The organism is Halomonas sp. AOP12-B1-6 (assembly GCF_052379225.1).
Classification (GTDB): domain Bacteria; phylum Pseudomonadota; class Gammaproteobacteria; order Pseudomonadales; family Halomonadaceae; genus Vreelandella; species Vreelandella casei.
In genome coordinates, this window is record NZ_JBQSYK010000004.1 from 154482 (window position 1) to 170416 (window position 15935).

The following is a 15935-nucleotide window of genomic DNA, read 5'->3' on the forward strand; positions in this document are numbered from 1 at the left end:
TGATAAAACCAAACTGCGTATTAAACCGACGCGTTGAATAATACGTGTCGATTATTTAATCGTACCGGTCACGCGTACGCGCCGCTCTGTGCGAGGAGCCACTACCGGGCTGGCTCGGGAGCGTTGGCGCTGGTCGAGAACATTTTTTAGCGCGATTAGCATCCCAGCCACGAAAAAAGCCCCCGGCGGTAGCACAAAGAATAGAAACTGATAGTCATCGGCGATAGTGAGTTGCCAGCCGCTTGCCGCCGAGCCAAATAGCAGCGCCATATCGCTAAACAGCGTTCCTTGGCCCAGCAATTCACGCAGTGCGCCCAGCAGTATCAATACGGCGCCAAAACCTAAGCCCATCATAAAGCCATCTATGGCCGCGGGCAGCACGGGTTGGCGCGAGGCAAACGCATCCGCGCGACCCAGAATGGCGCAGTTGGTGACAATCAAGGGAATAAATATCCCCAGCACTTGGTAAAGCGGGTAGGCATACGCGGCCATCAGTAGCTCTGCGCAGGTAACAAAGGCCGCAATCACCATCACGAAGGCGGGCAGGCGTACTGCGCTGGGTACCTGGTGGCGAATCAGCGAAATGGTGGTACTGGCAGCGACCATCACCATTAGTGTGGCAAGGGCTAACCCCAGGGCGTTGACGACGCTAGTGCTAACGGCAAGCAGCGGGCAAAGCCCTAGCAGCTGCACAAGTGCAGGGTTATTGGACCACAGGCCCTCGCGAGCAAGCTGATGCCATTGGCTCATGGCGCTGGATTTCATGTGCCTGGCTCCTCATTTGGAATAGCTAGCGGCGTGTCGGCGGCGTATTGCAATGCGTTGTGCACGGCATTAACCACGGCGCGAGGCGTAATGGTGGCCCCCGTAAAGGCATCAAAATGACCGCCGTCTTTATCAACCGCCCAGTCGTCGGGTCGCAGGCTGTCTAAATCCAGACCGTCAAAATCGGTAATCCAGTCACTGCGGCGACGCTCAATGTCATCGCCTAAACCCGGCGTTTCCTGGTGCTGGGTAACGCGTACGCCAGTAATTCGCTGTTGTCCATCAATGCCAATTAAAAGATGAATTTCGCCATTATAACCTTGGCGTGTCACTACCGGGAAAACCAGCGCGCTGCGGCCTTGATCGCTAATCCGCCAGCCCTGAGCACCAGAAGCTAGCCCAAGGCGTTCGGCGTTGGGGAGCGTGAAGCTACTCTCTAATACGCGCTTCATGGGCGTATTAGCCAGCGCGCTGGGCAGCACTTGTTGAAGCTGACGGTGCTGATAAGCTAACTGATGCGTTGCTATGCGGTCGACGGTGAGTGTGCGCGTGAAAGCAACGCTACCGGCGGTTACCAGTGCAAAGGTGCCCAGTGCGATTGCGCCACGCTGCATAGCTTGGCGTGGCGTCATCGCCGACCTCCGCGCGCTGCGTGGCCCATTGGGCGAGGCACGCTATACAGATCCAGCAGAGGTACGCAGAGATTCATTAACAGCACTGCAAAAGCAACCGCGTCGGGATAGCCACCCACGCTGCGGATTATCATGATCAGTGCGCCAATACCGGCGCCATAGATGAGTTTTCCACGCCGGCTGGTGGCCGCAGAAACGGGGTCGGTGGCGATAAAAAATGCCCCGAATAGCGTTGCACCCGTCACCAGATGCAGTAGCGGAGAGCCAGCGTGGCTTGGATTGTTAAGGTAGAACAGCGTAGCCAGCAACATCATGCTGCTCAGCATCGCTACTGGAATGTGCCAGCTGATAATGCGCTTCACCAATAAAAGTAGGCCCCCCGCTAGCCAGGCGATAGCGATTAAACGCCAGGCGGCTAGCGTTCCTGAGGGCAGTGGCTGAGCTGCCCAGAATTCGCTGGCAAGCATCGCCTCGCTTTTATGTTTAAACGCATCCAGCGGCGTGGCGCCGCTCAAGCTATCAAGCTGGGCTGTCGGTAGCGATCCGCTAATTTGAGCCCATAAGTCGCTGGGTACAGCGCCTTGAGGGGGTGCCCACAGCGTCATATAAGTGGGAAATGACACTAGCAGCAGCGCATAGCCGACCATCGCTGGGTTAAAAGGATTGTGCCCTAATCCACCGTATAGCTGTTTGGCTACGATGATGGCTGCCACCATGCCCACGCCGATTAGCCACCAGGGGCTGGCAGGCGGCAGTGATACGCCGAGAAGAATACCTGTCAGCAGGGCGCTTGAGTCATTCAGCGTGACGCGTATCGGTCGTTTACGTAGCCGCAGTATGGCCGCTTCAAACGCCATACCGAACGCTGCAGCTAGCAGCATGTTGCTCAGTACGCCAAGGCCAAAAAAATAGCTCATCGTGACGATGCCCGGTAGGGTGGCAATGATCACCCAGCGCATGATGTTCGCAGTTGATGGCCTTTTGGCTGCGGTGTTCCCACTGCCTGTCTGAGAGGCCTGCATCATGCTCATAATGATTCCTTATTCTGAGCGGGCGCGGGCGCGGGCGCTTCAGCGGCCTGCTGCTTGCGTGCCTGGGCCAGCTGTAAATCGGCAGCGCGAAAGTTTTCCTGCGCGGTCGCAAGCTGTATTTCGAGATCTTCAAGCGACTGTTTTGGGTCTTCCTGGGCTACCCGAGCCAAGGTTTTTTCGGCTTTTTTGACCGACGCTTTGGCTGCAGCATGAGCAATCCGCAAACCGCGTAGGTCAACTTCTCCGCTGTTAGCGGGTGCAGTCGCAGGCGGCGTTCGGCGGTTTTGTGACTGGCGGGCCTCGCGCCGGGCCTGTTTCTCAGCCTCTTCCCTAGCGATCCGCGCTTGGCGGAACTCAAAGCGGTGCTTGGCATGCTCGGCTTTCAGCGTTTCTATACGCTGATGGCGTAGGCGGTTTTTGGCATCGCGATAATCATCGACCAGCGGAATGTGGCTCGGGCAGACATAGCTACAGGCTCCGCATTCAATGCAGTCAAACAGATGATAGCGCTCCATCCTGGCATCGTCTTTGGCACGTGCGTACCAGTGCAACTGCTGTGGCAATAGCGCCACCGGGCACACGCTTTCGCACTCGCCGCAGCGAATGCAGGGCGATTCAGCCGGAGCCTGCGGCAACTCATCTAACGTTGCGGCGATTAAGCAGTTGGTGAGCTTCGTGACTGGTGTCGCTAGCGTTAGCAGCGGAGAGCCCATCATGGGGCCGCCTTGGATGACATGGCTCAGCTGTGCGCGGTTAAGGCCTACCTGCTCCAGCAGTTCCTGAATAGAGGTGCCTAGGCGCACCCAGCGATTGCCAGGGTATGTAATGGCGTCGCCTGTCAGCGTCACCACTCTGGAGACCAGTGGCTGCCCGTCACGTACAGCCTGCAGACAGGCCAGTAGGGTGCCGGGGTTATGGCACACCACGCCTACGTCTGCGGGCAGGCCACCGCTTGGCACGTTAAGATTGAGCAGCTTTTTAATCAGCTGTCGCTCACCGCCGCTGGGGTAGCGCGTAGGAATGACGTTGAGTTGAACGGTCAGAGGTTGGCTAAGTGGCAGCGCTTGGCGAAGCGCTTCAATGGCCTCAGGCTTGTTGTCTTCAATGCCAATAACGATGTGCCTTGCACCGCATAGCTTGGCTATTAGCTGCGCGCCTTCGAACACATCACCGGCATGGTGGCGCAGCGTGAGGTCATCGGCTGTGATGTAAGGCTCACATTCGGCGGCGTTAATCACCAGCGTATGAATCGAATGCTGTTCCATCACCCGTGCCTTGATGTGGGTGGGAAAGCCTGCGCCGCCTAATCCAACAATACCGCTGTCGTTTAAGCGCTCTAAAAGGGCAGGTGGCTCGCTAAGCTGCCAGTTCATCGCAGGCAAGCGCTGCCAGTCATCACGTCCATCGCTGTCGATGGTTATCTGGGTCGCGCTAATCTTGGCAACGACGCCGCTAATGCTGGCGTGTAGATGGCTTGAAATCATGCCTTCTTGGCGGGCGATAATGCTGCCGACCTTCACCGCATCACCTTCGTTAACGCAGGGCGTGGAGGGCTGGCCGCTATGCTGGTGAAGGGGCAGTATCACCTGGCGAGGAAGCGGTGCTTCAAGCAGTGCCGATTGCTGAGAGCGACGCTTGCGCTCGGGCGGGTAAATACCGCCTGGAAAATCAAACGCGGTCGGCATGAGCATCCTCAGGCAGCGCTGATCGGTCGCTGGCAATGACGTTAGATGACTGCGCCCTGAGTGGCTGCCAATCGTTGAGAGGCTTGCTGCGCGTTAGCATATCGATACAGTCAACGGGGCAAGGGTCCAGACACAGGTCGCAGCCGGTACATTCATCTTCAATCACGGTATGCATGAGCTTGGCGGCACCAATAATGGCGTCGACGGGGCAGGCTTGAATACATTTTGTGCAGCCAATGCACTCCGCTTCGCGAATAAACGCTACCTTAACTTCGCTTTGCACTTCGCCATCCAACGGCGCTGACTCGCGACCTAACAAATCAGCCAGCGCGTGAATCGTTGCTTCGCCACCCGGGGGGCATTTGTTGAGCGCATCGCCCTGGTTTATCGCCTCGGCATAGGGGCGGCACCCAGGATAGCCGCATTGGCCGCACTGGGTCTGGGGCAAGAGCGCATCAATTTGCTCAACTAACGGGTTATCTTCACGTTTGAAGCGCTCACTGGCGAGGCCTAAAAGGGCGCCAAAACCAATGCCTAGGCCCGTAAGCACCGCCACTGCGCTAACAATACTGATGACATCCAGTGTGTTAATCATTATGCGCGGCCTTCATCCCTGCACTAATCCAGAAAAGCCCATAAATGCTAATGACATAAGGCTTGCGGTAATCATCGCAATGGCGGCACCTTTAAACGGTGCCGGGATGTCTGCACCCGCTAAACGTTCGCGCATCGCGGCAAACAAAACCAAAATCAATGAGAACCCTAGCGCCGCCCCTAGCCCGTATAGCGTGGTATGAAAAAAGCTAAGGTCGCGGTTTAGCGATAGCAGCGCGACGCCTAATACCGCGCAATTAGTCGTGATAAGGGGCAGAAAAATACCCAGCACTTGATGCAAAAGCGGGCTCAGCTGGCGCACCATAATTTCGGTGAATTGAACCACCGCGGCAATGACCACAATGAAGCTGATGGTGCGCAGGTACGTTACGTCCAGCGGCACTAGTAGGCCGTGATAAACCACAAAGCTTGCTGCCGATGCCAAGGTCAATACAAACGTGGTGGCAAGCGACATTCCCATGGCCGACTCCAGCTTATTGGAGACGCCCATGAAGGGGCACAGCCCCAAAAACTGGACTAATACAAAGTTGTTAACCAGCGCAGTGCTGATCAAAATAATAAATAGCTCACTCATGATGGCGTATTGTGCGAACAAAGCTCGGCAGTTGCTAGGGGGGCGATTGAATGATTGATGAGGGGCTAGCCTATAGGTTGCTCGGCACTAACGTCGTACGAAGTGGCAGTATGAATGTTTAAAAACGTAAAAGGGCAGAGCGCACTGTCTCTGCCTTTAACATAGCGTGTTTTATATACGTTACGTGACGCGCTGGCCTGGTTCGGCTCCGTTGTCAGGCGTTAGTAAATAAATGCCTTCTTCATTAGCACTGGCGAGCACCATGCCTTCTGATAGGCCAAAGCGCATTTTGCGCGGGGCTAGGTTAGCTACCATTACCGTTAAGCGCCCTTCAAGTGCTTCTGGTGCATAGGCTGAGCGAATGCCGGAGAACACGTTGCGCGTTTCGCCGCCTAAGTCGAGCGTCAGCTGCAGCAGTTTATCAGCGCCTTCGACATACTGAGCTTTAACGATGCGCGCGATGCGCAGGTCAACCTTGGCAAAGGTTTCAAAGTCAATTTCGGCAGCGATTGGGTCTTTTGCCAACGGACCTTTCGGCGCTTCTTTGAGTTTTTGCTCTTCCACAAGATCTTCCTTCGACGCTTCAATCATCGCATCGATTTTGTCGCGCTCAACGCGGGTCATTAGGGGTTTAAACTTATTGATCGAATGGCTGGTCAGTATGCGTTGACGGCTGTGCCAGTCTAACGAGTCAACGTTAAGGAATGCGCGCGCTTGTTCAGCCATAGCTGGGATGACCGGGGCAAGGTAAACCATTAGCTGGCGGAACAGGTTAATGCCTACCGAGCAAATCTCAAGCACGTCGGCTTCGCGACCCTCTTGCTTAGCCAGTGCCCAGGGCTCTTTTTCAGCGATATAAGTGTTCGCTTCATCCGCCAATTCCATAATGTGGCGCATGGCCCGGCTAAATTCACGCGCTTCAAAGTCTTGGGCGATCTCGTCACCGGCCGCAATAAAACGGGCGACCATTTGAGGTTCGGCGCAGTGCTCCGCTAGCTGCCCGCCGCCGAGCTTTTTCACAAAACCGGCGCAGCGACTGGCGATATTGACCACCTTGCCAACTAGGTCTGAATTTACCCGTGCGGCAAAATCATCCAAGTTTAAATCCAGGTCATCCACTTTGGACGTCAGCTTGGCAGCAAAGTAATAGCGTAGGTATTCAGGGTTTAGATGATCCGCGTAAGTGGCTGCCTTGATAAAGGTGCCGCGAGATTTTGACATCTTGGCACCATCAACGGTTAGGAAACCGTGGCAGTTGACGGCAGTGGGCGTGCGCAGGTCTGCACCATGCAGCATGGCCGGCCAGAATAGAGCGTGAAAGTAGACAATATCTTTGCCGATAAAATGATAGACCTCGGCCTCAGAGCCTTTCTTCCAGTAGCTGTCGAAATCAATGCCTTCTCGGTCGCACAGATTCTTAAAGCTCGCCAGGTAGCCAATCGGCGCATCTAGCCACACATAGAAGTATTTGCCCGGCGCGTCGGGAATCTCAAAACCGAAATAGGGAGCGTCGCGGGAAATATCCCACTCGTTAAAGCCAGACTCAAACCATTCCATGAGCTTATTGCGAATTTGCGGCTGCACGTGGCCATCATCAATCCAGAGCTGTAAGAAATCCGCAAAGTCGGGCAGCTTAAAGAAATAGTGTGTCGAGGTGCGTACTTCGGGCGTTGCGCCGGAAATAGCCGAGACCGGGTTAATCAAGTCCGCGGGAGTGTACGTTGCGCCACACTTCTCACAATTGTCGCCGTACTGGTCGTCAGAAGCGCATTTAGGGCAGGTGCCTTTGATAAAGCGGTCGGCGAGAAACAGTCCTTTTTGCGGGTCAAACATCTGCTCTATATCGCGCGTAGCAATATGGCCTTTATCGCGCAGGCGCTTATAAATCATTTCGCTGAAGTGACGGTTTTCAGAGGAGTGTGTGGAATGATAGTTGTCGAACCCAACCCCAAAGCGCGCGAAGTCCGTTTGATGATCCTGTGAAACGCGCTCGATCAGCGCTTCAGGCGAAATGCCTTCCTGCTCAGCACGTAGCATAATGGCGGTGCCATGAGCATCATCTGCACACACGTAGTAGCACTGTTGGCCACGGCTTTTCTGGAAACGTACCCAGATATCAGTCTGGATATACTCAAGTAAGTGACCGAGGTGAATGGCTCCATTGGCATAAGGGAGCGCGCTAGTCACCAAAATATTGCGCGTGGCGGTGTTAGACATGGTGAAGATTAGTTCCGAGTGGATAAGAGTGCGGGTGAGGCGGGAACAAACAAGGCGGCGAAGTCGCTAAACACTTCGCCGATGGCGCTGCCGTGAGTAGCGCTTAATACAGCGCCTGCTCTTCTTGGACCACTTCGCGCAGTAGCTCTAAAAAGAGTTTGTCGGCGTCAGAGTGCTCAGCGGGATCTTCTGGAATATGCACGCTGGTGGTGTCAGAGATTTCGTTGGCGATACGCACCATCGCCGCAGGGCTGTTGCCCTCGGTTAGCTGCTGACGCGCAATGGCCAATGATTGCTCGAGAATTTTTGGGTCTTCCAGCAACTTGCGAATGAAACCACGTAGCTCGTTGATGACACGTGTTTTCTGAATTTCTGAACCGGACATGGGTGTCTCCTTAAGATCGCGATCAGCATTAACACCAAGCGAGACCAATCAATATTCTGACCATAGCATTTTTTCAGCTAACGGGCATGACTTGTCTGCTATAAGCGGCTTTACCTTAAAGTGTCAAACGGCCCGCTTTATGCTTAACAGGGTTTGCGTACTGAGCAAGCCAGTAAGGGCGCAGCGGCGCCGGAACCTCGGCTAGTCGAGCATTAAAGCGTTCCCTATCTTGTCGAGTGATGGCCTTGCGTGCCACTAGCTCAGGCGCTTCACCAAGTGCTTCTAAGGCTAGGTAATGGCTTGGGAAAAGCCTATACCCGCCGATAACTTGGCGATCAATTTCGGCGGCTACTTCATCCGGCGTTGCCATGTCCGAGCCAACCGGGCTGCCAAAATGCAGCCTTACGCGGCCTTTAGAGCCTGTGATGCCGGCCACAATAGAGCGAATATCTTCAAATTCACCCTTAGCGTAGCTGCCCTGAGTGTCCACATCATGCAGCTCCTGGGCCTTTTGCACATCGCAAGGATCATACTCATAGCTAATCGATACGGGTACCAATTTTAGCTCGGCGATGGCTTCACCAAAGACCATGTCGCGTTCTGAAAGGCGCTTGGCCATGATGAGCATTTTGATTATGGCCGGCTCGGTGTGGTCGATGCCGTTCTTGGCGCGGCCTTCACGCTGAGCCATCCAAATGGAGTGCTGGTCTTCGGTAATGGTGTGACGAATATAGGCTGAAAGCTGCTGATAGGCCGCCAGCATTGCTCGCTTGCCCCGCGCGCTGCGCGGAACAATGAAGCTTTTGTTGAGCCGCATCAGATCGGTGACATAGGGCTTTTTAAGCAAATTGTCGCCAATCGCAATACGCACCGTGTCGCGATTGGCCTGGTACAGCGCGTAGTTAACGAAAGCAGGGTCCAGGGAGATATCGCGGTGATTACCAATAAAGAGGTAAGCGCCGTTAGGATCGAGTTTGTCAAGCCCGGTGACTTCAAACGCATCCGTCGTGGTGCGAATCATGCGTTCCATATAATGCGCAATGCGCATTTGAAACTCATAAACGCTCGATACATCTTTGACTTCACGGCGCACTGCACGGCTAGCAAGCGTACGTGCAATCGAAGGGGCCCAGCGCGCTAGGCGAGGCAGCCGAAAACGCGTCAGCGCATCCAGCAGCTCGTTATCGCGGGAGAGCCTGGCAAGCACATCGGCCACTTCATTATCCATAAAGGGCCGAATATCGGCCCATGGATCTGCCGTGGTAGAGACGTTGGTAGCGTTATTGTATTGAGTCATGCGAACCGTTGGCTGATAAATAAAAAGTGTCGACGAATAGTATCGAGGCGAAGGAATGCGCTATCCCTGCGGAGAACTGAATCCCTATGGAGAACTGAGAGCCCATTACTGAGCCGCAGGTTCCCGCTGCGTCTCGCCGCCTAACCATTCTATTAAGCGAGGAATGTCTTCAGACAATGCTTGCGCCATCAAAATAAAGTCCGTTTCCAGGCGAGCAAGGGCGTCATCGCCGTCGTCAGCATGGTCGGCTTCTTCAATGAGTGCATCGCCAAACCGCAATGATTTCAACGCAAGATCGTCATGCAGCACAAAGCTTAAGCGTCCTTCCAGGCTAATGGCGAGCTTGCTAGCTTGGCGGCCGCTTTCAAGCAGTTGCTGAATTTCATCGCTATCAAGATCGACTTGCCGGGCCCGTAGCACGCCATCATCGCCTTTTGCTTTGAGCTCTACCTGATCGCCTAGCTGCAGGTCGGCAGGGCGGCTGGCAGCGTCGCCTAGCCACGTCGTCATCGCACGGATAGGGAGCGTTTGCGAACTGAGCGGCGTGACCTTCAAACTGCCTAGCGTTTCACGCAGTAAATCCAGGATATCCTCGGCGCGGGTGCGCGAGCTGGCATTGATGCCAATCAGCTGGCCGCGGGTATCCCACCAGAGATCAATTTTCTGGCTACGAACAAACGCGCGGGGCAGCAGGTCTTCGGTTACTTGCTCTTTGAAGGCGGTCTTTTCTTTGCGAGTCACTTTGCGGCCTTCACTGGCCTCGATGTCTGCTACCAACTCGTCAACTTCTTCTTTTACGACAGATGCAGGCAGTAGGCGCTCTTGGCGCAGAGCTGAAAGCAGGCGATGCCCTTGGATTTCATGTACAAGCTGCCCGCTACCCAGACGTCCTGCTGGCGCTGTCCAGCCAAGTCGGCGCGCATCGGCGTTGCCCAGTGGTTTGGCGGAATGCTCATCTAAAGCGCTAGCGAGCGCATCGATGCTCAATTCAGGCGCGTCGTGCAGGCGGTATATATGCAAGTGCTTAAACCACATGAGGCCAATCCTGTTCAAAAGGTGGCACATTATGGCGAAAGAGTGGCATTCCTACCAGTACGCTACCGGCAATCCACATTGTTGCATCTGTTTCAAACTTGTGTTTGATTGACTTTTTGCATATCTAGCTTTCTTAACAGCTAGTTTTTGAACAGCTAAAGAGAGAGAAATGGCTATGACAGCATCGTTGTCGCGAGTTCAGCTGCGCGTGCGGGGATATCATCTGGATGGCTATGGCCATGTTAACAACGCCCGCTACCTAGAGTTTATGGAGGAGGGGCGCTGGGATTTTTTTGATCAATATCCCGAAATGATTCAAACGCTTCATAAGGCAGGGAGGGCGTTTGTTGTCGTCAATTTGAATATTGATTATCTCGCCGCGGCACGCCATGGTGATGACTTGGAAATTCTTACCGGTATTGTCCACGTTGGGGAGCGTAGTGGGCTATGCCACCACCGTATTATCCGTAAGGACGGTACGCTGATCGCCCAAGCGGATTTAACGTTTGTGCTATTGGAGCTAAAGGCTAATAAAGCCGCCGCTATTGAGGGTGATGTGCGTGAAACGCTGAGCGCATTAACGATCACAAAAGAGGCATTTAGCCTCTAAAAGGCTTTGCTGGGCTCTCTGGCTGCCCTTGGTGCTTTTGCGGTGGTATGATGGGGAATATTTGCGCGCCCAGATGCTGCGCCTTCATGGGCGGTATTTTTAAGCGCTTTCAACTCTCGCAGTGCCAAGGATCTGACTTTCATGGGTGACATCGCCAGAGAAATCTTGCCCGTCAATATTGAAGACGAGCTCAAACAGTCGTATCTCGACTATGCGATGAGTGTCATTATCGGTCGCGCGTTACCCGACGTACGTGACGGCCTGAAACCGGTTCACCGGCGTGTGCTGTTTGCCATGCATGAGCTAGGTAATGAGTGGAATAAACCGTATAAGAAGTCGGCGCGTGTCGTTGGCGATGTTATCGGTAAATACCACCCGCACGGTGATAGCGCGGTTTATGACACCATCGTTCGTATGGCTCAGCACTTTTCAATGCGTCATGTGCTGGTCGACGGTCAGGGTAACTTCGGTTCTATTGATGGGGATAACGCGGCTGCAATGCGTTATACCGAAGTGCGTATGTCGCGCCTTGCCCATGAACTGCTGGCTGATCTTGAAAAAGATACCGTTGATTGGGTAGATAACTACGATGGCACCGAGCGTATCCCCGCCGTGCTGCCCACCAAAGTACCTAATCTGCTGATCAACGGCTCGTCTGGTATCGCTGTAGGCATGGCGACCAATATTCCACCGCATAACATGCGTGAAGTGATCGCCGGCTGTTTGGCGCTCATTGATGACTACACGCTGTCGGTGGATGACCTGATGGAGTACATCCCTGGTCCTGATTTCCCCACCGGCGCGATTATCAATGGCCGTGCGGGCATTTTGTCTGCGTACCGTACTGGCCGCGGGCGCATTTACGTGCGCGCCTGCCATACGATTGAGCATCACGATAAAACCGGTCGCGACCACATTATCATCACCGAGTTGCCGTATCAGGTGAACAAGGCGCGGTTGATTGAAAAAATCGCCGAGCTGGTGAAAGAGAAAAAAATTGAAGGCATCGCTGAGCTGCGCGATGAATCGGATAAAGACGGCCTGCGCGTGGTGATTGAAATCAAGCGCGGCGAGTCCGGCGAAGTAGTGGTCAATAACCTGTTCGCCCAGACGCAGTTACAAAACGTGTTCGGGATTAACATGGTGGCGCTTGAAAACGGCCAGCCGCGCACGCTGAATCTCAAAGAGATGCTTGAAGCCTTTATTCGCCACCGCCGCGAAGTGGTGACTCGGCGTACGCTTTATGAATTGAAAAAAGCGCGTGAGCGTGGCCATCTGCTTGAAGGTTTGGCTGTCGCTATCTCTAATATTGATGAAGTAATTGAGCTGATTAAGGCCTCGACCAACGCTGCAGAAGCGCGTGAAAAGCTGCTGGCTAAAACCTGGCCGCCTGGCCAGGTAACCGCGATGCTTGAGCGGGCGGGCGCTACGTCATGCAAGCCAGAAGAGCTAGACGAAGGGTTCGGCTTAAACACGGCAGCCACGTCGTATCGTCTGTCGCCTGCCCAGGCCCAGGCCATCCTTGAGCTGCGCCTGCATCGTTTGACGGGTCTTGAGACAGAGAAACTCCTTGATGAGTACCTGTCTATTCTGTCGAAAATTGCTGAGCTGACCGAGATTTTGGCCTCGGCAGATCGCTTGATGGAAGTTATTCGTGAAGAGCTGCACGCCGTACGTGATCAGTTTGCTGACGACCGTCGGACTGAAATTCAGGCCAGTCATCTAGATCTTTCGATTGAAGATTTGATTGCCGAAGAGGACATGGTTGTCACCGTGTCGCGCTCTGGCTATGCCAAGACGCAGCCGCTGTCTGATTATCAGGCGCAGCGTCGTGGTGGTCGCGGTAAGTCCGCAACGGCGATGAAAGATGAAGATGTCATCGAGCACCTGCTGGTGGCATCGACGCACGATACCGTGCTGCTGTTCTCTAACCGCGGCAAAGTGTATTGGCTGAAAGTGTACGAAATGCCGAATGCTAGCCGTGGTTCACGCGGTAAACCGCTGGTGAACATGCTGCCGCTAGAAGAAGGCGAGGCGGTAAACGCTATTCTGCCGGTGCGTGACTACGATCCCGAGCACTATATTTTCTTCGCGACGGCCAAAGGCACCGTGAAGCGCACGAGCCTTGAACAGTTCTCACGTCCGCGCAGCGTCGGTCTTATTGCGATTGATCTGGAAGAAGGTGACCGCCTCGTCGGTGCGGCAATTACCACGGGTGATGATCATGCCATGCTGTTGTCGTCTAATGGCAAGGCTATTCGCTTTGAAGAGGGCAATGCCCGCGCTATGGGTCGTACCGCACGTGGTGTACGCGGCATGCGCTTGGCGGGTGATGCGGAAGTCATCAGCCTGATTATTCCGAAGAGTCAGCAGATTGATGCTGAAGCCGATGCCGAAGGCGAAACGCAAGATGCCTCAGTTGAGAGCGCTGCGGCCGAAACCGCCGACGGTCAGATCTATATCATGACCGCCAGTGAAAACGGCTACGGCAAGCGTACGCGCCTTGAAGAGTTTCCGCTGCGTGGCCGCGGTGGCCAGGGTGTTATCGCCATGCAAACTAGCGAGCGTAATGGAGCGCTGGTGGCGGCGATGCAGGTTTATGACAGCGATGAAATGATGCTGATCACAGACCGTGGAACGCTAGTGCGTACCCGCGTAGAAGAAGTTTCTACCACGTCGCGTAATACCCAGGGCGTGATGCTGATTCGCCTGGGTAAAGAAGAGAAGCTGGTCAAGACAGTCCGCGTTGATGAGCCGGAAGAAATCGGTGAGCCGGAAGAAGCTGATGAGCTTGGTGCTCTTGTCGAGGACGGTCTTGAACAAAACAGCCTTGAGCGTGCCGAGGCAGGCGAATCATCCGATGATGCACAGGAAACGGGGACTGATGACACGTCATTATAATTTCTGCGCAGGGCCCGCGGCCCTGCCAGTAGCCGTGCTTGAACGGGCGCGTGAAGAGCTGCTGGATTACCAAGGTCGTGGCCTTTCTGTTATGGAAATGAGCCACCGCAGCGATGAGTTTATTGCCATTGCAGAGCGTGCTGAGGCCGATTTTCGTCAGCTGCTGAATGTGCCTGAGAACTATAAAGTACTGTTTTTGCAAGGTGGCGCTAGCATGCAGTTTGCCATGCTGCCAATGAACTTGTTGGGCCAGGGCGGTAGCGCCAACTTTATTCAGACGGGTATCTGGGGCAAAAAAGCACTCTCTGAGGCTAAGCGCCTTGGTTTCGACTGCCATGTGTCGGCCAGCAGTGAGCTCAATGGACATACGGCGGTGCCCGCACGCGATAGCATCAAGCTGAGTGACGACGTAGGCTATCTGCATTACACCTCTAACGAAACAATTGGTGGCCTGGAGTTTGACTATACGCCTGACACGCAGCGGGCTGATGGCCGTCATGTGCCGTTGGTCTGCGATATGTCATCGAATATTCTCTCGGGGCCCATCGACGTTAGCGAGTTTGGCGTTATCTACGCCGGGGCACAGAAAAATATTGGTCCTGCCGGATTAACGCTCGCGGTCGTTCGTGACGATCTGTTAGGCCAGGCGCAGGCGAATATTCCCTCTCTGTTTGACTATAAAATGCTGGCTGAAGCAGGGTCGATGGTGAATACCCCGCCGACCTACGCATGGTACTTGGCCGGTTTGGTCTTTCAGTGGCTTAAAGATGACGTTGGCGGTTTGGCCGCTATGGACGCTATTAACCAGCGTAAAGCCGACAAACTGTATGCTGCGATTGACGCCAGCGATTTTTATAGCAATCCCATTGCTAAGGCCAATCGCTCGCGGATGAATGTGCCTTTTGTATTGGCCGATGCAGCGCTGGATAAGGCGTTCTTACAACAAGCCGACACCGCAGGTTTGCTGAATTTAAAAGGCCACCGTAGCGTCGGTGGTATGCGTGCCAGCCTGTATAACGCGGTGCCTGAGTCTGCAGTAGATGCATTAATTGCATTTATGGCTGATTTCGAACAAACAAGGGGCTAAATCACCATGTCCAATTCGTCGATCAACTTAGACGAGTTTCGCCAGCGTATCGATCAGCTTGATAGCGAGATTCTAACGCTGATCAGCGAGCGCGCTAGCTGCGCTCAGCAGGTAGCCAACGTTAAGCTGGCTGAAGACAAGGACGCGGTGTTTTATCGCCCTGAGCGAGAGGCTCAGGTGCTGCGCCGCATTATGGCTTTGAACAAAGGGCCGCTCGATTCCGAAGAAATGGCGCGTCTGTTTCGCGAAATTATGTCGGCCTGCTTGGCATTAGAGCAGCCGGTTAAAGTGGCGTATTTAGGTCCTGAGGGTACGTTTACACAGCAGGCGGCACTTAAGCACTTTGGTGAAAGCGCCGTTAGTCTGCCAATGGCGGCTATCGATGAGGTGTTTCGCGAGGTAGAGGCGGGCGCCGTTCATTATGGCGTTGTGCCCGTGGAGAATTCCACTGAAGGTGTGGTCAACCACACCCTTGATACTTTTATGGACTCCTCGATCAAAATTTGTGGTGAGGTGGTGCTGCGTATTCATCATCACCTGCTGGTCAGTGAAACGACCCGCCGTGACAAAGTCTCGCGCATCTATTCACACCCCCAGTCATTCGGCCAGTGCCGTAAATGGCTGGATGCCCACTATCCTCATGCTGAGCGTGTGCCGGTGTCTTCTAATGCTGAAGCGGCAAAGCTGGTGAAAACCGAGTGGCACAGCGCGGCGATTGCTGGCGATATGGCGGCTAAACTTTATGGCCTAGAGCATATCGCCGAGAAGATTGAAGACCGCCCTGATAACTCCACGCGGTTTTTGATTATTGGTAATCAGGATGTGCCGATGGCTGGCGAGGACAAAACCTCTATTGTGGTTGCTATGCGCAACCAGCCGGGTACGTTGCACGCGCTGCTAGAGCCGTTCCATCGCCATCAAATTGACTTAACCCGCCTTGAAACGCGTCCTTCGCGTACTGGTGTTTGGAATTACGTCTTTTTCATTGATTTTAAAGGCCATCGTGATGAGCCACGCGTTGCCGCGGTGCTTGAAGAAGTACGGCTGCGTGCGGCTGACTTGCGGGTGCTAGGTTCTTATCCCATAGGCGTGCTGTGACAT

The 15935-nt window shown here is 54.3% G+C and carries 14 protein-coding genes; 4 read left to right on the forward strand and 10 right to left on the reverse strand.

Annotated features, from left to right (window positions below):
- Positions 1 to 51: 51 nt before the first annotated feature.
- The 10 genes from ACT3TR_RS13310 to ACT3TR_RS13355 form a co-directional block, all read right to left on the reverse strand.
- Positions 52 to 750, reverse strand: coding sequence for an electron transport complex subunit E (locus ACT3TR_RS13310; RefSeq protein ID WP_444625570.1), 699 nt, complete (start codon positions 748 to 750; stop codon positions 52 to 54).
- A gap of 11 nt (positions 751 to 761) precedes the next feature.
- Positions 762 to 1397: an electron transport complex subunit RsxG gene (gene rsxG, locus ACT3TR_RS13315; protein ID WP_441684419.1), complete on the reverse strand. Its 636-nt coding sequence runs from the start codon at positions 1395 to 1397 to the stop codon at positions 762 to 764.
- On the reverse strand, positions 1394 to 2428 hold the full coding sequence (locus ACT3TR_RS13320; RefSeq protein WP_444625491.1) for an RnfABCDGE type electron transport complex subunit D: 1035 nt from the start codon (positions 2426 to 2428) through the stop codon (positions 1394 to 1396). The genes rsxG and ACT3TR_RS13320 overlap by 4 nt, the downstream gene beginning before the upstream one ends.
- On the reverse strand, positions 2425 to 4113 hold the full coding sequence (gene rsxC, locus ACT3TR_RS13325) for an electron transport complex subunit RsxC (protein ID WP_444625490.1): 1689 nt from the start codon (positions 4111 to 4113) through the stop codon (positions 2425 to 2427). Before rsxC ends, ACT3TR_RS13320 begins: the two co-directional genes overlap by 4 nt.
- Positions 4097 to 4708 carry an electron transport complex subunit RsxB gene (gene rsxB, locus ACT3TR_RS13330; protein WP_444625489.1) on the reverse strand — a complete coding sequence of 204 codons (612 nt, stop codon included), beginning with the start codon at positions 4706 to 4708 and terminating at the stop codon, positions 4097 to 4099. Before rsxB ends, rsxC begins: the two co-directional genes overlap by 17 nt.
- A gap of 12 nt (positions 4709 to 4720) precedes the next feature.
- Positions 4721 to 5302 carry an electron transport complex subunit RsxA gene (gene rsxA / locus ACT3TR_RS13335; RefSeq protein ID WP_096280226.1) on the reverse strand — a complete coding sequence of 194 codons (582 nt, stop codon included), beginning with the start codon at positions 5300 to 5302 and terminating at the stop codon, positions 4721 to 4723.
- Positions 5303 to 5482: 180 nt separating this feature from the next.
- Complete coding sequence (gene metG / locus ACT3TR_RS13340; RefSeq protein ID WP_444625488.1) at positions 5483 to 7519, reverse strand: methionine--tRNA ligase; 2037 nt, start codon at positions 7517 to 7519, stop codon at positions 5483 to 5485.
- 103 nt (positions 7520 to 7622) lie between these two features.
- On the reverse strand, positions 7623 to 7904 hold the full coding sequence (locus ACT3TR_RS13345; RefSeq protein ID WP_096280222.1) for a hypothetical protein: 282 nt from the start codon (positions 7902 to 7904) through the stop codon (positions 7623 to 7625).
- 115 nt (positions 7905 to 8019) lie between these two features.
- Positions 8020 to 9201 carry a 1-acyl-sn-glycerol-3-phosphate acyltransferase gene (locus ACT3TR_RS13350; protein WP_441684415.1) on the reverse strand — a complete coding sequence of 394 codons (1182 nt, stop codon included), beginning with the start codon at positions 9199 to 9201 and terminating at the stop codon, positions 8020 to 8022.
- A gap of 105 nt (positions 9202 to 9306) precedes the next feature.
- A complete protein-coding gene (locus ACT3TR_RS13355; protein ID WP_096280217.1) occupies positions 9307 to 10236 on the reverse strand; it encodes a recombination-associated protein RdgC in 930 nt (309 codons plus the stop codon).
- A 175-nt stretch (positions 10237 to 10411) separates the two neighbouring features.
- On the opposite strand from ACT3TR_RS13355, the gene ACT3TR_RS13360 reads away from it, so the two are divergent.
- The 4 genes from ACT3TR_RS13360 to pheA all read left to right on the forward strand — a co-directional run bounded on the left by ACT3TR_RS13360 (position 10412) and on the right by pheA (position 15932).
- Entirely contained in the window at positions 10412 to 10846 is a 435-nt protein-coding gene (locus tag ACT3TR_RS13360) for an acyl-CoA thioesterase (RefSeq protein WP_096282364.1), read from the forward strand.
- 141 nt (positions 10847 to 10987) lie between these two features.
- Positions 10988 to 13747, forward strand: a complete 2760-nt coding sequence (gyrA, locus tag ACT3TR_RS13365; protein WP_444625487.1) for a DNA gyrase subunit A — start codon at positions 10988 to 10990, stop codon at positions 13745 to 13747.
- A complete protein-coding gene (gene serC, locus ACT3TR_RS13370) occupies positions 13731 to 14834 on the forward strand; it encodes a 3-phosphoserine/phosphohydroxythreonine transaminase (RefSeq protein WP_444625486.1) in 1104 nt (367 codons plus the stop codon). Before gyrA ends, serC begins: the two co-directional genes overlap by 17 nt.
- 6 nt (positions 14835 to 14840) lie before the next feature.
- Positions 14841 to 15932 carry a prephenate dehydratase gene (pheA, locus tag ACT3TR_RS13375; protein ID WP_096280211.1) on the forward strand — a complete coding sequence of 364 codons (1092 nt, stop codon included), beginning with the start codon at positions 14841 to 14843 and terminating at the stop codon, positions 15930 to 15932.
- The last annotated feature ends 3 nt before the right edge of the window (positions 15933 to 15935 follow it).